This is a genomic window from Actinomadura nitritigenes (assembly GCF_017573545.1).
Taxonomy (GTDB): Bacteria; Actinomycetota; Actinomycetes; order Streptosporangiales; family Streptosporangiaceae; genus Spirillospora; species Spirillospora nitritigenes.
In genome coordinates, this window is sequence record NZ_JAGEOK010000014.1 from 89,317 (window position 1) to 113,633 (window position 24,317).

At 74.2% G+C, this 24,317-nt stretch carries 23 protein-coding genes; 15 read left to right on the forward strand and 8 right to left on the reverse strand.

Features of this window, described 5'->3' with window-relative positions:
- The first annotated feature begins 54 nt into the window (after positions 1–54).
- From J4557_RS22565 to J4557_RS22580, 4 genes are all read left to right on the forward strand, one after another.
- On the forward strand, positions 55–1,038 hold the full coding sequence (locus J4557_RS22565) for an NAD(P)/FAD-dependent oxidoreductase (RefSeq protein WP_208268700.1): 984 nt from the start codon (positions 55–57) through the stop codon (positions 1,036–1,038).
- Positions 1,035–2,258, forward strand: coding sequence for an MFS transporter (locus J4557_RS22570; RefSeq protein ID WP_208268701.1), 1,224 nt, complete (start codon positions 1,035–1,037; stop codon positions 2,256–2,258). Before J4557_RS22565 ends, J4557_RS22570 begins: the two co-directional genes overlap by 4 nt.
- Positions 2,259–2,340: 82 nt before the next feature.
- The gene (locus J4557_RS22575) at positions 2,341–3,435 is read left to right on the forward strand and encodes an NAD(P)/FAD-dependent oxidoreductase (protein ID WP_208268702.1); all 1,095 of its coding nucleotides are present in this window, start codon (positions 2,341–2,343) and stop codon (positions 3,433–3,435) included.
- Between the two features lie 37 nt (positions 3,436–3,472).
- Positions 3,473–4,378: an RNA polymerase sigma-70 factor gene (locus J4557_RS22580; RefSeq protein WP_208268703.1), complete on the forward strand. Its 906-nt coding sequence runs from the start codon at positions 3,473–3,475 to the stop codon at positions 4,376–4,378.
- Positions 4,379–4,415: 37 nt separating this feature from the next.
- Here the strand turns inward: J4557_RS22580 and J4557_RS22585 are convergent, their stop codons facing one another.
- Positions 4,416–4,874, reverse strand: coding sequence for an STAS domain-containing protein (locus J4557_RS22585; RefSeq protein ID WP_208268704.1), 459 nt, complete (start codon positions 4,872–4,874; stop codon positions 4,416–4,418).
- Positions 4,875–5,089: 215 nt separating this feature from the next.
- On the opposite strand from J4557_RS22585, the gene J4557_RS22590 reads away from it, so the two are divergent.
- The 5 genes from J4557_RS22590 (at position 5,090) to J4557_RS22610 (ending at position 8,729) form a co-directional block, all read left to right on the forward strand.
- Positions 5,090–5,527 carry a hypothetical protein gene (locus tag J4557_RS22590; protein WP_208268705.1) on the forward strand — a complete coding sequence of 146 codons (438 nt, stop codon included), beginning with the start codon at positions 5,090–5,092 and terminating at the stop codon, positions 5,525–5,527.
- 112 nt (positions 5,528–5,639) lie between these two features.
- The gene (locus J4557_RS22595) at positions 5,640–6,575 is read left to right on the forward strand and encodes a DUF5996 family protein (RefSeq protein ID WP_208268706.1); all 936 of its coding nucleotides are present in this window, start codon (positions 5,640–5,642) and stop codon (positions 6,573–6,575) included.
- Between the two features lie 75 nt (positions 6,576–6,650).
- The gene (locus tag J4557_RS22600) at positions 6,651–7,103 is read left to right on the forward strand and encodes a VOC family protein (RefSeq protein WP_208268707.1); all 453 of its coding nucleotides are present in this window, start codon (positions 6,651–6,653) and stop codon (positions 7,101–7,103) included.
- Positions 7,104–7,271: 168 nt separating this feature from the next.
- The gene (locus J4557_RS22605; protein ID WP_208268708.1) at positions 7,272–8,231 is read left to right on the forward strand and encodes a sigma-70 family RNA polymerase sigma factor; all 960 of its coding nucleotides are present in this window, start codon (positions 7,272–7,274) and stop codon (positions 8,229–8,231) included.
- A gap of 48 nt (positions 8,232–8,279) precedes the next feature.
- Positions 8,280–8,729: a MarR family winged helix-turn-helix transcriptional regulator gene (locus tag J4557_RS22610; RefSeq protein ID WP_208268709.1), complete on the forward strand. Its 450-nt coding sequence runs from the start codon at positions 8,280–8,282 to the stop codon at positions 8,727–8,729.
- Here J4557_RS22610 and J4557_RS22615 read toward each other — a convergent pair.
- Complete coding sequence (locus J4557_RS22615) at positions 8,701–9,876, reverse strand: hypothetical protein (RefSeq protein WP_208268710.1); 1,176 nt, start codon at positions 9,874–9,876, stop codon at positions 8,701–8,703. The genes J4557_RS22610 and J4557_RS22615 overlap by 29 nt on opposite strands.
- A 78-nt stretch (positions 9,877–9,954) precedes the next feature.
- Positions 9,955–10,962, reverse strand: coding sequence for an adenylate/guanylate cyclase domain-containing protein (locus tag J4557_RS22620; RefSeq protein WP_208268711.1), 1,008 nt, complete (start codon positions 10,960–10,962; stop codon positions 9,955–9,957).
- A 90-nt stretch (positions 10,963–11,052) separates the two neighbouring features.
- Between J4557_RS22620 and J4557_RS22625 the strand changes: the two genes are divergently transcribed.
- Positions 11,053–11,820, forward strand: a complete 768-nt coding sequence (locus tag J4557_RS22625; protein ID WP_208268712.1) for a MerR family transcriptional regulator — start codon at positions 11,053–11,055, stop codon at positions 11,818–11,820.
- Between the two features lie 27 nt (positions 11,821–11,847).
- Here J4557_RS22625 and J4557_RS51010 read toward each other — a convergent pair whose 3' ends face one another.
- Positions 11,848–13,596, reverse strand: a complete 1,749-nt coding sequence (locus J4557_RS51010; RefSeq protein WP_208268713.1) for a sigma-70 family RNA polymerase sigma factor — start codon at positions 13,594–13,596, stop codon at positions 11,848–11,850.
- A gap of 222 nt (positions 13,597–13,818) precedes the next feature.
- On the opposite strand from J4557_RS51010, the gene J4557_RS22635 reads away from it, so the two are divergent.
- Both J4557_RS22635 and J4557_RS22640 read left to right on the forward strand, forming a co-directional pair.
- Positions 13,819–14,064, forward strand: coding sequence for a hypothetical protein (locus J4557_RS22635; RefSeq protein WP_208268714.1), 246 nt, complete (start codon positions 13,819–13,821; stop codon positions 14,062–14,064).
- Positions 14,061–14,525 (forward strand): SRPBCC family protein, encoded by a 465-nt coding sequence (locus J4557_RS22640; protein WP_208268715.1) that lies wholly within the window; start codon positions 14,061–14,063, stop codon positions 14,523–14,525. Before J4557_RS22635 ends, J4557_RS22640 begins: the two co-directional genes overlap by 4 nt.
- On the opposite strand, the gene J4557_RS22645 is transcribed toward J4557_RS22640, so the two are convergent.
- The gene (locus J4557_RS22645; protein ID WP_208268716.1) at positions 14,486–16,108 is read right to left on the reverse strand and encodes a long-chain fatty acid--CoA ligase; all 1,623 of its coding nucleotides are present in this window, start codon (positions 16,106–16,108) and stop codon (positions 14,486–14,488) included. The genes J4557_RS22640 and J4557_RS22645 overlap by 40 nt on opposite strands.
- Before the next feature lie 67 nt (positions 16,109–16,175).
- Positions 16,176–16,697, reverse strand: coding sequence for a SigE family RNA polymerase sigma factor (locus tag J4557_RS22650; RefSeq protein WP_208268717.1), 522 nt, complete (start codon positions 16,695–16,697; stop codon positions 16,176–16,178).
- A 284-nt stretch (positions 16,698–16,981) separates the two neighbouring features.
- Between J4557_RS22650 and J4557_RS22655 the strand changes: the two genes are divergently transcribed.
- The 3 genes from J4557_RS22655 (at position 16,982) to J4557_RS22665 (ending at position 22,114) form a co-directional block, all read left to right on the forward strand.
- Positions 16,982–17,971: a hypothetical protein gene (locus tag J4557_RS22655; protein WP_208268718.1), complete on the forward strand. Its 990-nt coding sequence runs from the start codon at positions 16,982–16,984 to the stop codon at positions 17,969–17,971.
- Positions 17,965–18,795 carry a MauE/DoxX family redox-associated membrane protein gene (locus tag J4557_RS22660; protein WP_208268719.1) on the forward strand — a complete coding sequence of 277 codons (831 nt, stop codon included), beginning with the start codon at positions 17,965–17,967 and terminating at the stop codon, positions 18,793–18,795. The genes J4557_RS22655 and J4557_RS22660 overlap by 7 nt, the downstream gene beginning before the upstream one ends.
- Positions 18,796–18,862: 67 nt before the next feature.
- Complete coding sequence (locus J4557_RS22665) at positions 18,863–22,114, forward strand: S41 family peptidase (protein WP_208268720.1); 3,252 nt, start codon at positions 18,863–18,865, stop codon at positions 22,112–22,114.
- 59 nt (positions 22,115–22,173) lie between these two features.
- Here J4557_RS22665 and J4557_RS22670 read toward each other — a convergent pair whose 3' ends face one another.
- The gene (locus J4557_RS22670; protein ID WP_208268721.1) at positions 22,174–22,611 is read right to left on the reverse strand and encodes a hypothetical protein; all 438 of its coding nucleotides are present in this window, start codon (positions 22,609–22,611) and stop codon (positions 22,174–22,176) included.
- Positions 22,612–22,846: 235 nt separating this feature from the next.
- Positions 22,847–24,034 (reverse strand): ATP-binding protein, encoded by a 1,188-nt coding sequence (locus J4557_RS22675; RefSeq protein WP_425544054.1) that lies wholly within the window; start codon positions 24,032–24,034, stop codon positions 22,847–22,849.
- Positions 24,035–24,317: the final 283 nt, after the last annotated feature.

A 24,317-nucleotide genomic window follows, 5' to 3' on the forward strand; every position in this document is an offset into this window, starting at 1 on the left:
GAAGTTGTCGGTTCGGGGTGCCGGACCTGAGCATCGGCGGCGGAGGTGATCGCCGTGAACGAGGCGACGAACGACCAGGCCGGCGGCGTGCCGCGCGCCGCCGGGGACGGGTCCTACGACGTGGTGGCGGTCGGCGCGGGTGCGGCCGGGCTGAACGCGGCCCTGCTGCTCGGACGGGCCCGCCGCAGGGTGGCGGTGATCGACGCCGGCGAGCCGCGCAACGCGCCCGCCGCGCACATGCACGGCTTCCTGTCCCGCGACGGGCTGCCCCCGGCGACGCTGCTGGAGCTCGGCCGCGCCGAGATCGCCCGGTACGGCGCCGGGCTGGTGCGCGGACGGGTGGAGCACATCGACCCCGGCTTCCACGTGCGGCTGGACGGCGGGCCGGTGCTCGCCGCCCGCCGGATCCTCGTCGCGACCGGGCTCCGCGACGAGCTGCCGGACATCCCCGGCGTGCGGGAGCGGTGGGGCAAGGACGTGCTGCACTGCCCCTACTGCCACGGGTTCGAGGTCCGCGACCGGCCGCTCGCCGTCCTCGGCACCGGGCCCGGGGCGGTGCACCAGGCGCTGCTCCTGCGCGGGTGGAGCGACGACGTCGCCTTCTTCGCCCACACGCTCGACCTGGCGGCGGAGGACCGGGAACGGCTGGAGGCGCGCGGGCTGCGCATCGTCGAGGGCCGGATCGAGCACCTGGTCGCCGACGGGGACGGGCTGCGGGGCGTCGCGCTCGCGGACGGCCGGACCGTCCCCCGCGCCGCCGCGTTCCTCTTCCCCCGCTTGGTCCCGAACGACGGGCTGCTGACCCGGCTGGGCTGCGAGAAGGACGGCGGGTGGGTCGTCACCGACCGCACCGGACGCACCAGCGTGGCGGGCGTCTGGGCGGCGGGGAACGTCGTCGACCCGCGCGCCCAGGTCGTCACGGCGGCCGGGATGGGCTCCGCCGCCGCGTTCGCGATCAACAACGACCTGCTGGAGGAGGACGTCGCGGGCGCGGTCGCGCGGCGCCGCGCCGCCACGGCGGGCGGTGGGGTCCGATGAGCGCCGCGTCCCGTCCGAGGAGCGCCGCGTCACGGGGGAGGCTGCCGCTCGGCGTCTACCTGCTCGCGTTCAGCCTGTTCGCGATGGGCAGCGCGGAGTTCCTGCTCGCCGGGGTCCTGCCGGACATCGCCGACGACCTCGATGTCGGCCTGTCGTCGGCCGGCGCACTGATCTCGGCGTTCGCGATCGGCGTCGTGATCGGCGGGCCGCCGTTCGCGATCCTCACGCTGCGCCTGCCGCGCCGCACCACGCTCGTCGCCACGCAGGCGGTCTTCGCCGCCGCGGTCGCCGCCGGGCTGCTGACCGGCGGTTACACGGTGCTGCTGGCCTGCCGCTTCGTCTGCGGCCTCGCCTACGCGGGGTACTGGGCGGTCGCCGCGGTCACCGCCGTCGGCCTCGTGGCCCCCGACCGCACCGCACGGGCCTCCGGGGTCGTCGTCAGCGGGCTCAGCCTCGCGATGATCGCGGGCGGGCCGGCGGGCGCGCTGCTCAGCCACTTCACCGGATGGCGGGGCGGGTTCTGGGGCGTCGCCGCGCTGACCGCCGCAGGCGCCGTCCTGAGCCTGACCGCCGTGCCCGCGACCGGCGGCGGCGGGGAGCCCAGCGTCAGGCGCGAGCTCGGCGCCATGAGGCGGCCGCAGCTGTGGGTCGTGTACGCGGCCACCCTGCTGAGCACGGCCGCCTACATGATCTCCTTCAACTACCTCGCGCCGCTCCTGACCGGCGTCACCGGCGTCCCCGGGGTGTGGGTGCCCGCGATCCTCGCGCTGTTCGGCGCCGGCGCGTTCGCCGGGCTGTCGGTCGGCGGGCGGATCGCCGACCGGCGCCCCACGCACGCGCTCCTCGCCGGGGCCGCGGGGATCCTGGCGTGCTCGGTCCTGCTCGCGCTCCTCGCCCGGCACGCGTGGGCCGTCGTCCCGCTCGTCCTGCTCCTCGGGATCGCGGGGTTCGTGCTGAACCCGGCGATCTACGGGCGGGTGTTCGCGATCGCAGGGCGGGCGCCGACGCTCGCGGGCGCCACCACCGTCTCGGCGTTCCAGCTCGGCATCAGCCTCGTCCCGGCGCTCGCCGGCGCCGCGCTGAACGCCGGCGCGGGCATCACCGCCGTCGCCTGGATCGGGGCGGCCCTCGCCGCCGCCGTCGTCCCCGCCGCCCTCCTCGACCGGGCGCTCTCCCGGCGCCGGTCGCGGGCGGTCCCCGCCCCGGTCTCGGCGGTGTGACGCACGTTACCTGCGGCGTTGTTATGGACCGGGCGTCCGCGGTGTCTCGTGGGCAGACCCATCCGAGACGCAGGAGGCGGACATGAAGGTGATCGTGGCAGGCGCCGGGTACGCCGGGACGCTCGCGGCGAACCGGCTGACGAAGAAGGCGCCGGGCGCGGAGATCACGGTGGTGAACCCGCGGCCCGACTTCGTCGAGCGGGTGCGGCTGCACCAGCAGATCGCGGGGACGGGCCGGGCGGCGACCCCGCTGGCGGAGATGCTCCGCGACGGGATCCGCACGCGGCAGGCGACCGTGGAGAAGATCGGCGACGGGTGCGTGGTGCTCGACGGCGGCGAGACCCTCGACTTCGACTACCTGGTCCTGGCCGTCGGGAGCACGCTCTCGCCCCTGCCGGGCACCGTCCCGGTCGGGACGTGGGAAGGGGCGGAGCAGGCCCGTGCGGCGCTGGCGGGCCTGCCCGCGGACGCCGCGGTGACCGTCGTCGGCGCCGGGCCGACCGGCATCGAGACCGCCGCCGAGGTCGCCCACGCCCGCCCCGACCTGACGGTGCGGCTCGTCGGGCGGGACTTCGCGGCGAGCATCTCGGAGAAGGCCCGCAGGCGCGTGCGGACGGGCTTGGAACGGTTGAATGTGACCGTGCTGGACGACGTGGTCACCGAAGTGCGGGACGCCGGAGAGGGCGCGGGCGAGGTGCGGCTCGAGTCGGGCGAGCGGCTCGCGTCGGACCTCGTCCTGTGGGCCGTCATCGGCGGCGTCCCCGACCTCGCCGCGCGCAGCGGCCTGAAGGTCGACGAGCGGGGCCGCGCCCTCGTGGACGAGTACCTGCGCAGCGTCGGCGACCCGCGCATCGTCGTCGCCGGCGACTGCGCCGCCGTCCCCGGCTCGCGGATGTCCTGCCAGACGGCGGAACCGCAGGGCGCGCAGGCCGCCGACACGGTGGCCTGGATGATCCGGGGAGGCCTGCCCAAGCCGTACTCGGTGGAGTACGTCGCCACGTGCATCAGCCTCGGCCGGCGCGACGGCGTCATCCAGCCGTCCCACCGGGACGACAGCCCGCGCCGCCGCTTCCTCGCCGGACGGGCGGCCGCCATGACGAAGGAAGGGATCGTCCGCAGCGCCCGGTTCAGCGCCCGCACCGGCATCGGCGCCACCGGGCTCCCCGGATCGAAGTGACCGGCCGGCGGCTCCGGCACAGGACAGGGACGAGGACATGACCGACGACCACGCCACCGACCCGGCGACCGACGCCTTCGTCGCCCACCGCAACCTCCTCTTCACCGTCGCCTACGAGATGCTCGGCTCCGCGGCCGACGCCGAGGACGTCCTCCAGGAGACGTGGCTGCGGTGGGTCGGGGTCGACCTGGACCATGTGCAGGACCCGCGCGCCTACCTGGTCCGGATCGCGACCCGGCAGGCGCTCAACCGGCTGCGCACGATGTCCCGGCGCAGGGAGTCCTATGTCGGCCCGTGGCTGCCGGAGCCGCTGCTCACCGCGCCGGACGTGGCCGAGGACGCCGTCCTCGCCGAGAGCATGTCGATGGCGCTGATGCTCGTGCTGGAGACGCTGTCGCCGACCGAGCGCGCGGTGTTCGTGCTGCGCGAGGCGTTCGACGTGAGCTACGAGGAGATCGCGGCCGCGGTCGGCAAGAGCCCCGCGGCCGTCCGGCAGATCGCCTACCGCGCCCGCCGGCACGTCGACGCCCGCCGCCCCCGCGAGGCGGTCTCGGCGACCGAGACCCGGGCGGTCGTGGAGTCGTTCCGGCGCGCGCTCGACACCGGCGACCTGCAGGGCCTGCTGGACGTCCTCGCGCCCGAGGTCGTCCTGATCGGCGACGGCGGCGGCGTGAAGCAGGCCGGGGCGCGGCCGATCGTCGGGGCGAGCAAGGTCGCCCGCTACATCGTCGGCGGCAGCGGCAAGCTCAAGGGCACGGTCACGATCACGACGGAGCTCACGGCCGTCAACGGCGCACCGGCGCTGCTCCTGCGGTTCGACGGCGAGCTCGACGGCGTCATGGCGGCCCGCGTGGAGGGCGGCCGCATCACCGGCCTCTACTACGTCCGCAACCCCGAGAAGCTGACCCGCGTGGACTCCGAGACCCCGCTCAGCCTGGGCTGATCGCCGGGCGGGGCGGGGACGCCGCCCTGGGAGCGGTTCAGGGGCCGGCGCGCGGCACCGTGGTCTGGTGCACGGCGACCGCCGGCTCCACCGCCGAGTAGATCGGCACGAACCGGGTGAACCCGGTGGTGCGCAGCACCTCGCGGATCCGCAGGTTCACCCCGGCGAGGGCGAGCGTCCCGGACGCGCGGCCGCCTTCGCCGGAACCGTCCGCACGGGAGCCCTCCCCGCCGGAGCCGGCACCGCCCTCGCCGGAGGCGGGACGCTCGGGGGAGGACAGCAGCCGGTGGATCCCGGCGAGCACGCTGAGCCCGCTGGAGTCGATGAACGCGACGCCCGCGAAGTCCAGCACCAGATGGCGCGCGCCGCGCGCGATCAGCGCGGCCAGGTGGTCGCGCAGGCGGCCGGCGGTGGCCACGTCCACCTCGCCGGTCAGCGTGACGACGACCAGATCGGTGTGCACCGGGTCGGCCCGGCTCTCCACGGTCAGGCCCATGGTGGCTGCTCCATACCCGAGGAAGAGCCGATTACTCATTTCTCTTATTTCGGACGCATTCGACGGAAAGACCGGAATTCCACTGCGGGGAAACGGGGCTTTTTGCGGCGGTTGCGCGGCCCGCCGGGAATCGCCGCGCTCCCCGGCGGTCGCCCGTCCGGCGCGCCCGCCCTGGAAGACTCGACGGTCGACATCGACGCGACGAAGAAAAGACGATGAGCAGCGAGCGGCAGCGGAACACGGCACCAGGGGTCCGATACCGAGGGGACCGCCGGGACCCGCGCGCGCGGACGGCCGCCGCCGGGCCGCCCGCCGCCGTCGCGGACCTCGCGCCGCCCCGCCCGCCCGGGACGCCCGGACCGCCGTCCGCGCTCCGCCCGCCCGCCGCCCCGGGCAGGGCGCGGCGCCGGCGGGCGGCCGTGGGCAGGGCCCTCGCCCGCACCGTCCTGATCATCGCCGCCGGCCTGGCGGCCGGGCTGCTGACGGCGCTCACGTTCGTCCTGCTGCTGTTCGCGGTCGGGTACCTGCTTCAGGGCACGTGGCGGACGGGCCTGTGGCTGCTCGCCGCCGCGCCGGCCGCCTTCGCGTCCGCGCTGGCCGCCGGCGGCTGCCTGTTCCGGCTGATCCGCCGCGCCCGGTCCCGGCGGCCCTGAGGCCCTCCGCACCGGACGGTTGCCCGGGGGGAACCGGGGGTAGGAGGGCGACCGTAGGAGGCGGGCGGGCCCCCGGACGCCCCGCGGAGGCGTGCGCGCGAGGGGGACTCCAGTGGGGGAGCACAGGCAGGAGGCATGGCCGCGGCTGCGCGTCGCGGACTGGACCGGCACGCGGGACACCCTGCACATGTGGGCGCAGATCGTCGGCAAGATCCGCTTGGCGCACGCTCCGCTGCTCAACCACTGGTGGCAGGTCACGCTGTACGTCAGCCCGCGGGGGCTGACCACCTCGACGATCCCGTACGCGGCCGGCGCGTTCGACCTCGAGTTCGACTTCGTCGACCACCTGCTGCGCATCCGCAGGGACAGCGGCGAGCAGCGCTGCGTGGTGCTGGAGCCGAAGCCGGTCGCCGACTTCTACGCCGAGACCATGGACCACCTCGTCGGGCTGGGGATCGAGACGACGATCCAGGCGCGGCCGAACGAGGTGGAGCCGTCGATCCCGTTCGCCGACGACCACCAGCACGCGTCCTACGACCCGGAGGCGGCGCACCTGTTCTGGCGGCAGCTGCTCCAGGCGAACCGGGTGCTCGGCGAGTTCCGGTCCCATTTCGTCGGCAAGGTGAGCCCGGTGCACTTCTTCTGGGGCGCGATGGACCTCGCCTGCACCCGGTTCTCCGGACGCGACGCGCCCCGGCATCCGGGCGGCGCGCCGAACTGCGGCGACTGGGTGATGGTCGAGGGGTACTCGAAGGAGCTGAGCAGCTGCGGGTTCTGGCCCGGCCTCGACGAGGGCGCCTTCTACGCCTACGCCTACCCCGAGCCCGAGGGGTTCGCCGACCGTCCCGTCGCGCCGGACGCGGCGTTCTACAGCCGCGAGAACGGGCAGTTCCTGCTGCCGTACGAGGCGGTGGCCACGGCGGACGACCCCGACCGGACGCTCTCCGCGTTCCTCCAGAGCACCTACGAGGCCGCCGCGGACCTCGGCGGCTGGGACCGGGCCGCGCTCGAGGCCGACCCGAACCGCTGGGCCCTGCACCAGGCGTAGCGCGGTACGGGCGTAGCGCGAATACAGGCGTAGCGCGGCACCAGGCGTAGCGCGCGACGAGAGAAGGGAGCCGGGATGCCCGGCCAAGGTGGTTTCCCCGCACCGACCGAAGGTCTGGTGCTCACGCACTTCCTGACCGTCCGGGACGTCGCCGTCTCCAGGGACTTCTACGTGAACGTCCTGGGCGGGGAGGTGATCCTTGAGGAGAACCCCGCCACCGTCAAGGTGGCGAACAGCTGGATCATCATGAACCCGGGCGGCGGACCGACACCGGACAAGCCGGACATCGTCCTTACGCCGCCCTCGCCGGGCGACCCGGTGTCGACATTCCTCAACGTCCGGGTGGCGGACATCAACGCCTTCTATGCGCATGCCACGGCCCAGGGGGTCCGGTTCCTCACCGAGCCGCTGGACCGCAAGGCCGAGATCCGCTGCTACATGCGCGACCCCGACGGCTACCTCATCGAGGTGGGCCAGGCGACCGGCCTGCTCCAGGGCATCTTCGCCGACCCGCCGGCGTCCGGCTGACGGCGCCCCTGCCGGTCCCGGAGGGATTCCCTCTCCCTGGAGCGATGAGAAAACCGGATCCGGCAGGTATATCCGACGACCTGACGAGTGCCCGGATGCCCCGCGCGCACACAGCCCGCCCGCGAACCGGCGTTCCGGCGCGGCGGACGCCCTTGGAGGAGGCCCGGTATGGACGAGGACTTCGAGGCCCGTGTGGAGCCCTACCGGCGCGAGCTGCTGGTGCACTGCTACCGGATGCTCGGGGCCGTCCACGAGGCCGAGGATCTCGTCCAGGAGACGATGCTGCGCGCGTGGCGGGCCCGCGAGCGCTACGACGCGGGGCGGGCGTCCGTCCGGACGTGGCTGTACCGGATCGCGACGAACGCCTGCCTGACGGCGCTCGAGGGCCGGTCGCGGCGGCCGCTGCCGTCCGGCCTCTGCGCCCCGAGCGACGACCCGTACGCGCCGCTCGCCCCGTCGCTGGACGTGCCGTGGCTCCAGCCCTTCCCGGACGCGCTGCTCGGCGATCCGGCGGAGCGAGCCGTCCGGCGGGGGAGCCTGCGGTTGGCGCTGATCGCGGCGATGCAGGCGCTGCCGCCCAAGCAGCGGGCGGTGCTGATCCTCCGCGACGTGCTGGAGTTCCCGGCGGCGGACGTCGCGGAGCTGCTGGAGACGACCCCGGCGGCGGTGAACAGCGCGCTCCAGCGGGCGCGGGCCGGCCTGGAGGAGGCGGCCCCGGTGGAGGACCGGATCGCCGAGCCGGACGACGGCGCCGTCGACGCGCTCGTGGACCGCTACATCCGGTCGTTCGAGGCCGCCGACGTGGCGGGGCTCGTCGCCCTGCTGACGGAGGACGCGGTGCTGGAGATGCCGCCCGTCCCGCTCTGGTATCGCGGGCGGGACGCCTACGGCCGGTTCATGGAGCGGCTCTTCGCGATGCGGGACACCGACTGGCGGATGGTGCGGACGGCGGCGAACGCGCAGCCCGCCGTCGCCGCCTACCACCGGGACGACGACGGCGGCGGCCTCGTGCTCCACACCCTTCAGGTCTTCTCCGTCCGCCCCGACGGGCTGGCGCGCAACGTCGTCTTCCAGGACGCGCGGGTCTTCGCGGCGTTCGAGCTGCCGCCGCGGCTGGAGGCGCGCTGAGATTCCGGTTGCGGACAACTCAATGGGCGCAAACGTAGACTGGCGGGCATGACCGGGATCCCCGACGGCGACCTGATGCGGCTCGACCACCAGGTCTGCTTCGCCCTGCACACCACGTCCCGGGCCTTCGACGCGCTCTACCGCACGGAGCTGAACGGCCTCGGGCTGACGTACCCGCAGTACCTGGCGATGCTCGCGCTGTGGGAGGCGGACGGCCCGACGGTCAAGCGGCTGGGCGAGCGCCTGCGGCTCGACTCGGGGACCCTCTCGCCGCTGCTCAAGCGGCTGGAGTCCGCGGGCCTGGTGGAGCGGCGCCGCAGCCGCGAGGACGAGCGCTCGGTGACGGTGCACCTCACCGAGCGGGGCGGTGCGCTCAGGGCGCGCGCGGCCGAGGTCCCGCGCCGGATCCTGGAGGCGACCGGCCTGGACCTCCAGGAGCTCCTCACCCTGCGCGAGACGCTGAGCCGGGTCACCGCCAACCTGGACGCCGCTCATTGAGTCGGTGGACGGCGATGCGGTCGAGGACGGGGAGCGGGACCAGGCCGTACTGGTAGAAGTCGACCGTGTCGGCGCCGGACGCGCGGGCCGCGTCGACCTTGGCCGCCAGGTGCTCGGCGGACGCGGTTTCCGGGCGCCCCGGGCGCAGGACGGCCCGCAGGGCGGTGTCCGGGCCGAGCGCGGCACGGTAGGCGGCGACGTCCTCGGCGATCCGCCCGGCCTCCCGGGCGTAGCAGAGGACGGCATAGGACGGGACGGCGCCCGCCAGGGAGGCGGGGTCGACGCCGACCTGCCAGGCGTCGGCGGCGGCCGGAGCGCCGGTGGGGAGGCCGTCCGCGTAGCCCTTCATGGCGCCGGTCAGGTCGACGAATGTCAACGGGGAGCCTTCCGCCGCCACGGCGTCGGCGACCTCGGCGGCCAGGGACGTGACGACCGGCGTCCGCGCGCGGGCGAACTCGGCCAGGACGTCAGGGATCTCCTCCGCGGGCGGGCCTCCGTCGAGCACCGGCGCCACGAGCCGGGCCGCGACGTCGCGGGCGTGGTCGGCCTCAGGGACGCGGCGGCGGCAGTGCTCGCAGAAGCACAGGCCGAGAGCGAACTCGGCGGCCGGGCCGAGTTCCACGAACGAGCGTTCGTGGTGGTAGCCGTGGCCGAACGTCCCGAAGTGCAGGGACTCGGCGACGACGGAGTCCATCCCCTGCCGGGCTATGGCGCGGCCGAGGGCGACGGCGTAGGCGCGGACGTCCGGGTGGGACGGGCACAGGTCGGCGGGCGCGGCGCGGTCGCCGAAGCAGTTCTCCTGCGTCACGTCCGGGAACGCCAGGCCGAGCGTGGTGTTGTGCAGGAACACGCCCCAGCCGTGTAGGGGGACACCGAGCGCGCGCGTCTCCTCCCTGAGCGCGCGCAGCGGCTGCTCGTCCGCTCCCTCGCGCACGGGCGGGACGAGCCTGAGCCCGTCGAAGTGGCCGTCCAGCGGGAAATGGACGCCGTCGTGGCGGAACGTGACGCGCGAGCGGCCGTGGGGCGTCACATCGCGGGCGCGGTGGTAGGCCGCGCCGACCGTGATCGAGGAGACCCCGTGGGCCAGGATCCCCGCGGCGTCGACGCCGCGCAGGTCCTCCACCAGGACATAGAGGGAGGAGTCCATCAGCTCTTCTCGGGGACGGCGGCGGGCCCGACGAGGATACGGCGCCCCCGACCCGCCCCGATCAGGGCCGCCGCGGCGTCAGCGCCCGCCGCCGGAGGCGCGGCGCAGGAGCCGCGGCCTGACCCGCCCGAGGCCCTGGAGCGGGCGGGGGCGGAGCGACGAGATGTCGAAGCGGCCGCCGCCGGGAAGCGCGGACGCCAGCTCGCCGTCGATGAGAACGGTGCCGGGGTAGGCGGTGGCGGTCAGGCGGGCGGCGAGGTTGACGGGGGTCCCGAAGACGTCGCCGAGCCGCTGGATGACCTCGCCGTACGCCAGGCCGACGCGGACCTTGGGGAACCCGGGGTCCTCGTCGAAGCGCTCCGCGACGCGCAGGCCGATCTCGGCGGCGGCGGACGGGTCGGTCGCGACGAAGAGGACCTCGTCGCCGAGGGTCTTGACGACCCGGCCGCCGAGGTCCGCGACGATCTCCGCCGTCGCGGACTCGAAGCGCTCGACGAACGCGGCGAGCGCGTCCGCGTCGAGGCTGCGGCTGAGCCGGGTGAAGGAGACGACGTCGGCGAACCCGACCGCGAGGTGGGCGAGGCCGGCGGCGGGGTCGGACGGCGCGGCGGCCGTGACGGCGGCGGCGCGCAGCCCGGCGGCGGTGAGCTGGCGGCGCCAGCCGTGCAGCAGCAGCCGCTCGAACGCGGGCCGCAGCTCCTCGGTGGCGGCGAGGGCCGCGGTGACCAGGTCGGGGGTGACGGGCTCGTCGGACGGCAGCACGCTGAGGCGCTGCAACCAGACGTCGCCGAGCCAGCTCGCGAGCCGCCCCATCGTCTGGCCGACGGCGCGGACCAGCTGCAGGACGGTGTCCTCGTCGACGAGGTCGTGGCCGAGCACCTCGTTGATCTCGCGGAGGGCGGTGACGTCGCCGTCGGTGAAGGCGACCTCGTCGTCGGGCGGGATGGGGAAGCCCAGGGCCTGCCAGATGCGGCGCGCGTACGCGTCCGGGACGCCGGAGAGGGCCTCGACGTCCTTGCGCGTGTAGCGCAGGGGGCCGCCGAGGAGGGTCTCCTCGATGTCCAGGGGTCCGCCGGGGTCCGTCATGGACTCCCCCTCTATGTCTCATTGATCAATGTAACAATGATGGCGGAGTAAGATCGCGGCGGTCAAGATGGACGCGACGGCAGGCGGGGCATGGCCGAGTACCGAATCGACGACCTGGCGCGAGCCGCCGGGAGCACCGTGCGCAACATCCGCGCCTACCAGGACCGGGGGCTGCTGCCGCCGCCGCGCCTCGCCGGCCGGGTCGGCCTGTACGACGACTCCCACCTGGCCCGGCTGCGGCTGATCGGCCAGCTCCTCGGCCGCGGCTACACGTTCGCGGTCATCAAGGACCTGCTGACGGCGTGGGAGACCGGCAAGGACGTCGGCGACGTCCTCGGCCTGGAGAAGGTGCTCACCGACCCGTGGTCGGACGAGATCCCCGGCACCGTCGGCTACGACGAGCTCGTCGCGATCTTCGGCGCCGGGCTGGACGACGCCGACCGGGAGCGGATCCGGGAGCGGACCATCGCGCTCGGCCTGATCGAGCCGGACGGCGACACGTTCCGCGTGCCGAGCCCCCGGCTGCTGCACGTCGGCGCCGAGCTGGTCGCGGCGGGCATCCCGCTGGACGCGGTGCTCGACATCGCCGAGAAGATCCGCGGCGACGTCGACGTGATCGCGGGACGGTTCGTGGGCCTCGTCCAGGAGCACGTCTTCACCCGGCTGGAGGACCAGCCGGGCGGCGAGGAGGTCACCGAGGTCGCCGCGGTGGTGCGGCGGATGCGCCCGCTGGTGAAGATGGTCGTCGACCCGCTGATCGCGCGGGCGATGGAGGCCCGCGTGCAGGCGGCGCTCGGCGAGCACCTCGAGACGATCAGGGACCACCTCGCCGGCGACGGCCGGCACGCCGCGGGCTGAGCCGGCGCCGAGGCCCGGAGCCGCGCGTCACAGCAGCGAGGCGCCCCACTTGACGGTGACCTGGTGGGCGGCGCCCTCGGAGTCGGTGAAGGTCAGCGTGCCCTGGCCGGGCAGGCCGATGAGCGCGGTCCGCAGCGTGACCGTCACGTACGCCGTCCCGCCCTTGGCGACGCCGCCCTGCATCTGCGACAGCACCAGCTCGCCGTTGGACGTCATCGCCGTCCAGGTCACCGGACCGTTCCGGGCGGACAGGCGGACCTGCGCGGTCTTGGTGCCGTACATCTCGACCGTGCCGGGGTTGACCACGAGCACGCCCGGCCGCGCGGGCGGCTTCGGGGTCGGCGGCGCTGACGTGGGGGGCGCGGACGTCGCCGGAGTCGACGGGCTCTTCCCGTCGGTCTGCGGCTGGACGGGCGCGCCGGACGGGCCGCCCGGCGTGCCGGACGGGCCGCCGGGCCCGCCGGGCGCGCCGGACCGGTGGCCGCCGTGCTCCTTGCCCCCGCCGCCGTGCCCGCCGTCGTGCTTGATCGACGGCTGGTTCAGGAACGGCGGCCACGACAGCGTGCCCCCGCCGATCCCGGGTCCCATGAGGAGCGCCGCCACGACCGCCGCCACCAGCGCTCCCGCCATCCCGCCGCCGGTGAACAGCCACCGCCGGGTGAACGGCGACGGCACGTCCGGCTGGCTCGGCAGGCCCTCCGGGGTCAGCGGGCCGCCGCGCGCGGCGATGTCCGCACGGTAGCCGGCCAGCTCCGGGTCGGTCGCGGTGTGCATGACGCGGTGGCGCAGCGCGGCGGGCAGCACGGGCGCGGGCGCCCGGCGCAGCAGCGGCGCGGCGCGGACCAGGCCGCGGGCCCGGCAGGCCGGGCATCCCTCGGCGTGCTCGGCGAGGGACGGGTCGGCGGCGGGGGTCTCGGCGCCGGCCTCGCCGCGGCGGTGGAACGTCCGCCACAGCGCGGCGGACAGCGGGCCGCGCCTCGCACCCTCGCGGGGGGCGCCGGACGCGCCGTCCGCCGCCTCAGGGCCGTCCTCGGGGTCCTGGTGATCTTCGGCCTCCGGCACCTCAGGGCCGGGCGGCGGCTTCACCGGCGGGGTGCGGGCCGCCAGGACCGCGATGGCGGCGGACCTGCTCTCCTCGGAGGGCTCCTCGCCGTCCGGTTCCGGAACGGGCGCCGTGGAACCGGCGCAGGAGCCGGCGGTCCGGACGACCTCGGCGGCGAGCGCGGCCTCCATCGCGGCGCCGCCCTGGCGGACGCGCGCGGCGGCCCGGCGGCCCGACATCCCGAGCGCGGCGCCGAGCCGCGCGGGCCGCAGGTCGTGCCGGAACGCCATCAGCACGGCCTCCTGGTCGACCGGGTCCAGGGCGTCGAGGCAGGCCCGCAGCAGGCGGTGCAGCTCGGCGGACGGCGGCCAGCCGGAGACGTCGCCCGCGTCGGCGCGATCCAGGAACGGGGTGTCGGAGAACTCCGCGTCCCGGTCCCAGTACAGGTGTCTGGGGCGGCCGCGGCGGATGCAGCGGCGCCGGGCGGAGCCGTAGAGCCACGAGCTCAGGTGCAGGTGGTCGCGCATCCGGGGGGCGCGGCGGCACGCGTCGATGAAGGTGTCGTGGACGATGTCGGCGGCGGTCTTCTCGTCTCCCGTCATCGACAACGCGTAGTCGTAAAGACGCTCACCGTACTCGTCATAGAGCGTGCCCAGCGCCGCCTCGTCGCCTTCGTTCAGACCCTGGACCAGTTTCCGGTCCGCCACGTCTTCGGAGGGGGACAACCTGGGCATACACGCTCCCCGACACCGACATGAGAGTCGCCCCCAAAGGGGCCGTCCGGACATTCAGCCCACCTTGCATACACCCCTTGGCCCGTTCGACACCACTCGATCCCCCGAAATCGCCGATACCGGTGACCGAGCGCCGAAGCACCCGCCCCCTCCGTGATCACTTCGTTCATGACCGGGCGTCAGAATCGGGTCAGATGGTGTTATGTTGGTACCATGGTACATGTGGACCGAGTTCAGACCGGCATGCGGATCGAGCGGAACGTGCTGAAGGTGCTCAAGGGGCTGGCCGAGTACCTCGACATCTCGCTCGGCGACCTGGTCGAGGGCATCGCCCTGCACGCCTTCGACGGCAGCGCCCCCTTCTCCCCCGAGACGCTCGACAAGATCCGGCAGCTCAAGTCCGTCTACGGGCTGACGCTCACCGCCGCCGACGCGCACGCCCTCACCGAGGACGGAGCGGCCCGATGAGGCGCCGCCTCTCGGGGACCGTCCGGGTCCCGCTGCCGCCCGCCGAGGCGTTCGCGCTGTTCACGCCGCGCGGCGAGGAGCGCTGGGTGCACGGCTGGCGACCACTCTTCCCCGCGGACGCCCCCGACGACACCGAACCCGGAACGGTCTTCGAGACCGTCCACGGCGACGAGCGGACGACGTGGGTCGTCCTCGCCCGCCACCCCGGACGGCACGTCTCCTACGCCCGCGTGACGCCGGGCCTCCGCGCCGGGACCGTCACCGTCGGCGTCGTCCCGCGCCCGGACGGCGGGAGCACCGCCGAGGTCGTCTACGACCTGACCGCCCTCACCGCCGACGGCGCGCGCGACCTCGACGCGTTCGCCGGCGGGTACGCGGCGTTCCTGCGGTCATGGGAGGACGCGATCGCCGCGCACCTCGCTCAGTCGACGCGCTCGACCTCCAGCCCGCCCTCCGCGTAGCGGCGGCGCAGCACCTTCTTGTCGAACTTTCCAACGCTCGTCTTGGGGACTTCGGCGATGAACGTCCAGCGCTCGGGGAGCTGCCACCTCGGCACCCGGTCGGTGAGGAACTCCCTGAGCCGCGCCGCCGTGACCGACGCGCCGTCCCGGACGACCACGGACGCCAGCGGGCGCTCCTGCCAGCGGTCGTCCGGGACCCCGACGACGGCCGCCTCGATCACGTCCGGATGGGCCATGAGGTGGTTCTCCAGCTCCACCGAGGAGATCCACTCGCCGCCGGACTTGATGACGTCCTTCGCCCGGTCGGTGAGGACCATGTACCCGTCGGGGGAGAGGTTGCCGACGTCGCCCGTGCGCAGCCAGCCGTCGTGGAACCTGCCGGGGTCCTCGTCGCGGTAGTAGGCGCCGGTGATCCACGGGCCGCGGATCTCCACCTCGCCGACGGCGTCCCCGTCGTTCGGCAGCACCACGTCCCCGTCCCCGACCACCCGGATCTCCAGCCCGGCGAGGACCCGCCCCTGGCTGACCCGCGCCTGCCACGCCCGCTCCCCCTCCGCGCCGGCCGGCGCGTGCGCCATCGTCGCGACCGGCGACGTCTCCGTCATCCCCCACGCCTGCACGATCCGCACGCCGATCTCGTCGAACCCGCGCATCAGGGCCTCCGGCACCGCCGACCCGCCGCACGGGACGAGCCGCAGCGAGCTGAGGTCCGACCCGTGCTCCCGCGTGTACCGCAGCACGTCCGACCAGATCGTGGGAACGGCGCCCGCGATCGTCGGACGCTCCTCCTCGATCAGCCTCACCAGCGGCTCCGCCTGGAGGAACCGGTCCGGCATCACCAGCGACGCGCCCGCCAGCATCGCCGCGTAGGGCAGGCCCCACGCGTTCGCGTGGAACATCGGGACCACCGGCAGCACCACGTCGGCGCCGCTCATCCCCAACGCGTTCCCGGTGCACACCGACAGCGAGTGCAGGTACGCGGACCGGTGCGAGTAGACGACGCCCTTCGGGTTTCCGGTGGTGCCGCTCGTGTAGCACATGGCCGCCGCCGCGCGTTCGTCGATCTCCGGCCAGTCGAACTCCGGCGGCGCGGCGGCCAGCAGCTCCTCGTACGAGTGCAACTGCTTGCCCGCCCCCTCCAGGGGCGCCGTGTCGCCGTCGCCCACCACGACGACGTGCCGGACGGTCTTCATCTGCGACAGCACCGGCGCGAGCAGCGGGAGGAGCGACCCGTCCACGATGACGACGTAGTCCTCGGCGTGGTTCGCGATGTACACGAGCTGGTCGGGGAACAGCCGCAGGTTGAGCGTGTGCAGGACGGCCCCCATCGACGGGACCGCGAGGTACGCCTCCAGGTGCTCGGTGTTGTTCCACATGAACGTGGCGACGCGCTGGTCACCGTCCACCCCGAGCGCGCGCAACGCCCCGGCGAGCCGGGCGGCGCGCTCACCGACCTCGGCATAGGTCCGGCGCCGCGCGCCGTCCCCGGTCCAGGTCGCGATCTCCGCGGACCCGCACACCTGCGTGCCGTACCGCATGATGGTGGTGATGGTCAGCGGGAAGTCCTGCATGGTGCTCCACACGGCACACCTCCGGCTCAGCTGCGGAACTCCGTTCTAGCCCACTGACCCCGGTTTGCCCAGAGTTCGGTCACTCCCGCTGCTGCGGGATTCCAGGGAAGTCGTCGCCGAGGGCGTCGTCGTCGCGGAGGCGGGCCATGGCGCGGGAGACGGTGCTCTTGACGGTGCCGACGCTGACGCCGAGGACGTCGGCGATCTCCGCTTCGGACATGTCCTCGTAATAGCGGAGCATAACGGCGAGGCGCTGCCGTTCGGGGAGCCGTCCGAGCGCGCGGCCGAGCGCGTCGCGCATTTCGGCGCGCCGCGTGTGATCGTCCACCGGACGGTCGGGAACCTGATCCGTGGGGTAGATATCCAGCTTTTTCCGGCGCCACCACGAGATCTGCGTGTTGGCCATGGCGCGCCGGACGTAACCGTCGAGGGCGGCCCGGTCCTGAATGCGGTCCCAGGCGAGGTAGGTCTTGGCGAGGGCGGCCTGGAGGAGGTCCTCGGCCTCGGCGCGGTCGCTGGTCAGCCGCATCGCGGCGCGCAGCAGGGTGGGGCCGCGGTCCGCCACGTAGGCGCGGAACTCCTCGTGCCGCGTGCTGTTCACCGTCACCACCGAACCAGGGGTCGTGGAGTCGGCGCGGATTGTGGATCTTGACCGCGCCGGTTCCCGGTACAGTTGACGATCTCAGGTTGATCGTAATTCCGGTCCTACTTAAAGTACATATCCGGGTCAACCAGTTAATAATCCTCATCCCAGGTGGATGGAACATCTCCCGTCGCTCGACTTATCGCGACAAATCCGTCGACAGCGCGTGCACGGCGCGTGACTCTTGACAGGCCGTCCTAACAGACGTCACCCCCCGTGAAGTTTCGAGCCGGAGTGCCGCCATGCCGCTACCCCACCGCCGTGGAGCCAGGCGCCGCCGTCTCCGGGAGGCCGTGCTCGGCGCGTCCCCCGAGGCCGGCGGCCTCCCGGAGAACGCGGCCCGGCCGCTCGGCGCGCTGTCCGGGACGATCCTGGACGCGAGCCCGCACCTGCTGGTGCTGGACGCGGACGGCGCCGAGCTGCGGCTGGCGATGAGCGGGGACACGACGGTGTGGCACGGCGGGCGCGGGGGCCCCGCCGCGCTGCGCCCGGGGCGTGAGGCGATCGTCCGGCCGAAGGCCGGCGGGCCGGGGATCGACCGGATCTGGGTCGATGCCGACCGGGTCGCCGGCACCCTGCTGGCGTGCGGGCGGGACGCCTGGGAGGTGGACATGGGCCCCCATCGCGGGCGCGCCCATGTGGCGATCCCCCCGCACGCCCTCCAGCAGGTGCTCGTCCGGCACCCTCGGCTGGAACCCGGCTATCTGGTCGACGTGATCTGCGTGCGCTCCCCCGGCGGGCCGCAGGCGGTGCGTCCGGGCACGTCGCAGCCCGGCTACCGGGCCGACGACCTGGCCGGTCCGGAGGCGGCGGAGCCCGCGCCGGCGGTGCTGCGGGGGACGGCGACCTGGTTCGCGGATCCCCCGGTGCCGCGCGGCGCGGCGTACCCGGCGGTCGACCCGGAGGGGAACGGCGGCGGGTGCGCGGACGCCCCGTCCGGCTGCGTCGCGTTCCCGTACCTGTCGATCGGCAGCGAGATCACGGTGCACAACGAGTGCAGCGGGCGGGCGGGGCGCGTGCCGGTGGTGGAGTGCGGCTGCGCGGCGGCCCGGTTCTGCGACCGGTGCGTGGAGTGCGGGGCGTCGCCCCGGGGCAGGATCGTGGAGCTGACCCCGGAGTCGTTCGTGGGGCTCGGCGGCGATCTGGAGGCCGGGTGCTTCAACGTGCTCGCGCAGCCGGACGTCCCGGCCATCGGTTTCGGCGGCGCCGCGGAGGAGGGCTCGTCATGGTGACGTTCCAGAACACGCAGGTGCTGCTGCTGGCGATGGTGCTGCTGGTGGCCTGCCTGGCGAAGCTGACGATCCGCGAGCGGGCGGCGGACGCGCCGGACCACGTGCACGGCGTGCCGGTGCCCGCCGGGCTCGCGGGGCTGACGGCGCTGCGCCGCAGCCGCGGGCTGAGCGTCGGGCTCGGCCTCGGCGAGGGCCTGCTCGGGCTGGCGCTGCTGGTGACCTCCCAGTTCTCGGTGCGGCTGGCGACGACGCTGGCGTTCGCGGCGGCGACCTGGGTGGTGGGGGAGCTGCGCGTGCGGCGGCCGGACGCGGGCTGCGGCTGCTTCGGCGGCCTCAGCGCCAAGCGGGTCGGCCGCCGCAGCGTGGCGCGCGCGCTGCTGTTCACCGGCGCGGGCATAGCGTCGCTGGGCGCGCCCATGGCGGGCCTGGACGTGCTGCGGGACGAGCACACGCAGGTGGGGCCGGTGCTGATACTGGAGCTCGCGCTGTTCGCCGCGCTGTCCCCGGAGTTGCCGGAGCTGCTGGACAGGCGGTCCCGCGCGCGCGGGCTGGGACGTCCGGAGGCACCGTGCGAGCGGCGCCCCAGCCCTATGGCGGAGACGTACGCGGCGCTCTATGACAGCCCCGCGTGGGCGGAGCACGAGAACGCGGTGGCGAGCGCCGTGCCGCTGGACGTGTGGCGGGAGGGCTGCTGGCGGTTCGTGGTGTTCCCGGCCCGCGTGGACGAGCACGACCTGGAGGTCGTGTTCGCGGTGTCGACGGCGGAGCGGAACCGGACCGTCCGGGCGGCGCTCGTCCCGGCGCCGGTGGCGACCGCCGTCTAACCGAGTATTGGACGCGTCCAAGAAGGCCGTAGAGATTCCTCGCCGGGAGAGCGGGCACTGACCGCGCGTGGGGGGAAACGGCGGCTACCTGCGGTTCCCGTCGATCCGCGGGGACGACGTCGTCTTCGTGTGCGAGGACGCCCTGTGGACGGTGCCCGCGTCCGGCGGCCGGGCCTACCGGCTGACGGCCGGGGTCGCGGCGGCCGCCTATCCCCGGCTGTCCCCGGACGGGCGGCTGCTGGCGTTCGTCGGGCGGGAGGAGGGCCCCGCCGAGGTGTACGTGATGCCGGCGACGGGCGGGGCGGCGCGGCGGCTGACGTTCCACGGGACGTCCTGCACGATCACCGGCTGGGACCCGGACGGACGGATCGTCTACGCCAGCGACGTCCGGCGCCCGTTCCGCGGCTACCAGTGGCTGTACGCGATCGACCCGTCCGGCAGCGGCATTCCCGCCGAGCTTCCGTACGGGCCGGCGAGCAGCGCCACCTACGGGCCGGACGGCGCGGTCGTCATCGGCCGCAACACCGCCGACCCGGCGAGGTGGAAGCGGTACCGGGGCGGCACCGCCGGCGACCTGTGGATCGCCCCCGACGGGTCCGGCGACTTCCGGCGGTTGATCGATCTGGACGGCAACCTCGCGGCCCCCTGCCGGGTCGGCGGCCGGATCCACTTCCTGTCCGACCACGAGGGCGTCGGCAACGTCTACTCGTGCCTGCCGGACGGCGGTGACCTGCGCAGGCACACCCACCACGAGGACTACTACGCCCGCAACCTCAGCGACGACGGCCGCCGGCTGGTCTACCACGCCGCCGCCGACCTGTACGTCCTCGACCCGGACGACGGCGGCGGCCCGCGCCGGATCGACGTGCGGCTCGGCAGCTCCCGCACGCAGCGGAACCGGCGGTTCGTGCCCGCCGCCGAGTACCTCGACACGGTCACGGTGAACTCGGCGGGCGACGGCCTGGCGGTCACCACCCGCGGCAAGGCGTACTCGTTCGCGGCCTGGGAGGGGCCGGTCCGCCAGCACGGGCGGCAGGACGGCGTCCGGTACCGGCTGCTGACCTGGTTCAACGACGACCGGCGGCTGATCGCGGCGGCGTCCGGGGAGGACGGGCGGGAGCGCCTCGTGGTGCTGACGGCGTCCGGCGCCCGGGACGCGGCGCACGCCGAGACGTCCGGGGACGTCGGCCGGGTGCTGGAGCTGGCGCCGTCGCCGGCCGCGGACCGGTTCGCGTTCACCAACCACCGCAACGAGCTGTACCTGCTCGAACCGGCGGGGGACGGCCCGCTGGAGCCGGTGCCGCTGGACGTCAGCCCCTACGGCGCGATCACCGGCCTGGCCTGGTCGCCCGGCGGCGAGTGGCTCGCCTACGCCTGCCCGACGTCCGCGCAGACCACCGCGATCAAGGTGTGCAACGCCGAGACGGGCCTGGTCGCGCCGGTCACCCGCCCCGTCCTGCACGACCGCGCACCGGCCTGGGACCCGGAGGGCCGCTACCTGTACTTCATCGGGCAGCGGGTGTTCGACCCGGTGTCCGACACGCTCCAGTTCGACCGGGGCTTCCCGCTCGGCGCCCGCCCGTACGCGGTCACCCTGCGCAAGGACGTGCCGTCGCCGTTCACGGCCGCGCCGCGCCCGGTGGCCGGCGAGGCCGCGCCCGCACCCGGCGAGGCGAGCCTCGCGGAGGGGTCGGACGCGCGGGACGTCGCCGGTCCGGGCCTCGGCGCGAGCGTCGCGGCGGCGGCGCGGCTGGCGATCGACTTCGACGGGATCGAGCGGCGGGTGGTCGCGTTCCCCGTCGCGGAGGGCCGCTACGGGCGGATCGCGGGGATCAGGGGCCAGGCGCTGTACTCGGTGTTCCCGGTGAAGGGCGGGCGCGGCGACGACCCGCCGCTCGGCCGCGTCGACGCGTTCGACTTCGCGGCGCGGCAGGCGCGGACCCGGCTGCGCGACGTCGGCGACTTCTGGCTCGCCCGGGACGGCGCCACGCTCCTCTACCGGTCGCGGTCGCGGCTGCGGCTGGTCGCGGCGGGCCGCGAGCAGCCCGCGGACGACCGGCCGGGCCGCCGCAGCGGCTGGGTCGACCTGGACCGCGTCAAGGTGTCGGTGTCCCCGGCGACCGAGTGGCGGCAGATGCTCCGCGAGACGTGGGTGCTGCAACGCGAGCACTTCTGGGACGAGGACATGGCGGGCATCGACTGGGACGCCGTGTACCGCCGATACCTCCCTCTTGTCGACAAAGTGACAACTCGTGGGGAGTTCTCCGACCTGCTCTGGGAGATGCAGGGCGAGCTCGGCACGTCCCACGCCTACGAGATCGGCGGCGAGTACCGCAGCCGCCCCGTCTACGACCAGGGCTTCCTCGGCGTCGACTGGGCGATCCGGGACGGCCGGTTCGTGCTCGCGCACATCATCGAGGGCGACCCGTGGGACCCGGCCGCCACGTCCCCGCTGAACCGGCCCGGCATCGACGTCCGGCCCGGCGACGCGGTCGTCGCGATCAACGGCGAGCCCGTCGCGCCGGGCGGTGTCGTCCCCGGCGAGCGGCTGGTCAACCTGGCCGGGGAGGAGGTGCTGCTGACGATCCGGCGCGGCGGGTCCGCACCGTTCACCGTCGCCGTCCGGACCCTCGCCGACGAGCGCCCCGGCCGGTACCGCGACTGGGTCGCCGCGAACCGCGCGCTCGTCCACGAGCGGACCGGCGGCCGCGCCGGCTACCTGCACGTCCCCGACATGGGCCCGGACGGGTTCGCCGAGTTCCACCGCGGCTTCCTCGCCGAGTACGACCGCGAGGCGCTGATCGTCGACGTCCGGTTCAACGGCGGCGGCAACGTGTCCGGGCTGCTGCTGCAGAAGCTGTCCCGCCGCCGGATCGGCTACAACTTCCCGCGCTGGGGCGTCCCCATGCCGTACCCGCGCGAGTCGCCGCGCGGGCCGATGGTCGCGATCACCAACGAGCGGACCGGCTCCGACGGCGACATCTTCAGCCACGCGTTCAAGCTGCTCGGCCTCGGCCCGCTCGTCGGCCGCCGGACGTGGGGCGGCGTCGTCGGCATCCGGCCCCGGCACCGCCTCGCCGACGGCACCGTGACCACCCAGCCCGAGTTCTCGTTCACGTTCGACGACGTCGGCTGGCGTGTCGAGAACTACGGGACGGACCCCGACATCGATGTCGACATAACGCCACAGGACCATGCGAACAGCACCGACGCCCAGCTCGTCCGCGCGATCGACGAGGCGCTCGGCCTGCTCGACCGGTTCCCGCCGCACACGCCCGACCCGTCCACCCGCCCGGTGTTCAAGGCGGGAGGCGCCTGAGCGGGTCCGCTACGGACGGCGCCCGAACCGAAGATCCCGCGCCGGCCCGGGCCGGGACGTCACCAGTTCTCGCCGGTCTCGTCGTCGCGGTCGTGCATGTCGTCGAGCTGGTTGCCGTACAGCTCGTCCTCGTCGTCCTGGGGGCGCGGGCGGTGGCTCGCGATGCCCTCGTCATGCATGCCGCCCATGTCGGACGAGTAGTAGTCGTCCTCGTCGAGCCCCTGGTCGCCGCCCGCGAAGCCCGGCTCGTCCTGGTAGCCGCGCGGGCCGGGGCCGTACCCCTGGCCGCCCTGCTCCTGCCGCATCGACGGCTCGTCGGCGCTCCGCGCCCCCGCCGGTCGCGCCGACGAGGTCGGCTCGTCGCCGCTCGCGTACGCGTCCTCCTCGCGCGTCGAGTACAGGTCGTCCGGGTCCTGGCCCCGGTAGCGGTCCTGGTCGCCCATCATGATCCCCCCGACATCGGCTTTTCGCGCCTGCTCCGGCACATCGACCCCCATACCCAGATAACTCCGCGTAACAACCGCGATGCCGGACAGCACCCTCTGCATCTTTATAGGGATGCATAGCACCAAGCCTAGAAAGCCTTAGAGAAACCTCGGAAGGCAGGGCAGGAGAATCTACGGCTTTCTAGTACGTCCGCTAGAAAGCCGGATAGACATCGGACGTCGCGACCCGATGCAGCCTTATAACGGCTTCTAGCATCACGGCTAGAAACCCGTAGAGAGTTCTGGGCTAGGCGGGCTGGGAGCGGAGGAACTTGCCGAAGTGCGGGACCGTGAACGCGACCATGCCGCGCTCCGCGCTGTAGATCAGGCCCTTCTTGATCAGGCCGTCGCGGGCCGGCGACAGGCTGGACGGCTTGCGGCCCAGCTCGTCGGCGACCGCCGCCGTCGGCACCGGATCGTCGCCGAGCATCGCCATCGCGCGCATGTAGTCGCGCTCGGCCGGCGTCGCGCGCTCGTAGCGGCTGCCGAAGAAGCCGACCGCCAGCTCGCTCTCGGCCTCCGGCGCGGCGACCCGGATGTCCTCGGCGGTGATCGGGGTGTCGGGCGCGACGTCCCAGACGACCTTCGCGTACGCCTGCACGAAGTACGGGTAGCCGTCGGCGGCGCCGTACAGCGCGTCGAGGGCGTCCTCGGTGAAGGTGACCTCCTCCCGCTCGGCCGGCGCGAGCAGCGCGACGTCGGCGGACTCGCGGTCGAGCCGGTCGATGCGCGCGTACCGGAACAGCCGCTCGGAGTAGGACTTGCTCGCCGACAGGACGGCCGGCAGGTGCGGCAGGCCCGCGCCGACCACGATCAGCGGCCCGCCGATCTGCGACAGCTCGTGGCACGCGGCGCACAGCGCGGACACGTCGTCGGCGGGGACGTCCTGCATCTCGTCCACGAACAGCGCGATGCCCGCGCCGACGTCCGTGGCGACGGACGCGGCGTCCACGAACAGCTCGGTGAGGTCGATCTCCAGGTCGCCGGAGTCGGCGCGGCCGCGCGAGGCGGGCACGTCGATCCCCGGCTGCCAGCGGTGCGCCCGCGCCTTCGCCTTGGTGCCGGACGGTTCCGGCCCGGCCTGCGCGAACGCCTTCAGCACGCCGAGGAACGCCTCGATCCGGTCGGGGGCGCGGTGCCGGGGCGCCAGCTCCCGCACCGCCATGTGCAGCGCGGACGCGACCGGCCGCCGGATCGACTGGTCGGGCCGGGCCTCGATCTTGCCGGTCCCCCAGAGCTTCTGGATCGCCATCGAGCGGAACGCGTTGAGCAGCACGGTCTTGCCGACGCCGCGCAGCCCGGTGATGATCATGCTGCGCTCCGGGCGGCCTCGGGCCACCCGTTCCAGCACCACCTCGAACTGCCTCAGCTCACGGTCGCGGCCGGCCAGCTCGGGAGGGCGCTGCCCGGCGCCAGGGGCATAGGGATTGCGCACGGGGTCCACGCTCTCGGACTCTATGAGGCGATATAGCTGCGGCCGTAGATTTGGGTAGAAACCGCTGCGGCGTGTCGCGTGCTCATGTCGCCGGGGGCGCCGGGCGGGGGCGTCCGCATGGCGGGCACCGCCGCCGCGAGCGTGCGCAGGGCCGCCGACCTGTGCAGGGCCGCTGACATGTGCAGGGCCGTTGACGTGCGCGGTGCCGTTGAGAGGTGGGGCCGCCGTCGCCACCATGTCGCCTCCCGGGCGAGCGGGTCCGAACAAGTCGAACTGCTGTTCG

Coding starts and splice junctions, on each gene's coding strand:
- J4557_RS22590 (WP_208268705.1), top strand. CDS start 5,090: ATGAGCAGCGAGCGGCAGCGGAACACGGCACCAGGGGTCCGATACCGA.
- J4557_RS22625 (WP_208268712.1), top strand. CDS start 11,053: ATGGCCGAGTACCGAATCGACGACCTGGCGCGAGCCGCCGGGAGCACC.
- J4557_RS22620 (WP_208268711.1), bottom strand. CDS start 10,962: ATGACGGACCCCGGCGGACCCCTGGACATCGAGGAGACCCTCCTCGGC.
- J4557_RS22610 (WP_208268709.1), top strand. CDS start 8,280: ATGACCGGGATCCCCGACGGCGACCTGATGCGGCTCGACCACCAGGTC.
- J4557_RS22600 (WP_208268707.1), top strand. CDS start 6,651: ATGCCCGGCCAAGGTGGTTTCCCCGCACCGACCGAAGGTCTGGTGCTC.
- J4557_RS22575 (WP_208268702.1), top strand. CDS start 2,341: ATGAAGGTGATCGTGGCAGGCGCCGGGTACGCCGGGACGCTCGCGGCG.
- J4557_RS22605 (WP_208268708.1), top strand. CDS start 7,272: ATGGACGAGGACTTCGAGGCCCGTGTGGAGCCCTACCGGCGCGAGCTG.
- J4557_RS22570 (WP_208268701.1), top strand. CDS start 1,035: ATGAGCGCCGCGTCCCGTCCGAGGAGCGCCGCGTCACGGGGGAGGCTG.
- J4557_RS22580 (WP_208268703.1), top strand. CDS start 3,473: ATGACCGACGACCACGCCACCGACCCGGCGACCGACGCCTTCGTCGCC.
- J4557_RS22670 (WP_208268721.1), bottom strand. CDS start 22,611: ATGGGGGTCGATGTGCCGGAGCAGGCGCGAAAAGCCGATGTCGGGGGG.
- J4557_RS22640 (WP_208268715.1), top strand. CDS start 14,061: ATGAGGCGCCGCCTCTCGGGGACCGTCCGGGTCCCGCTGCCGCCCGCC.
- J4557_RS22660 (WP_208268719.1), top strand. CDS start 17,965: ATGGTGACGTTCCAGAACACGCAGGTGCTGCTGCTGGCGATGGTGCTG.
- J4557_RS22585 (WP_208268704.1), bottom strand. CDS start 4,874: ATGGGCCTGACCGTGGAGAGCCGGGCCGACCCGGTGCACACCGATCTG.
- J4557_RS22615 (WP_208268710.1), bottom strand. CDS start 9,876: ATGGACTCCTCCCTCTATGTCCTGGTGGAGGACCTGCGCGGCGTCGAC.
- J4557_RS51010 (WP_208268713.1), bottom strand. CDS start 13,596: ATGCCCAGGTTGTCCCCCTCCGAAGACGTGGCGGACCGGAAACTGGTC.
- J4557_RS22655 (WP_208268718.1), top strand. CDS start 16,982: ATGCCGCTACCCCACCGCCGTGGAGCCAGGCGCCGCCGTCTCCGGGAG.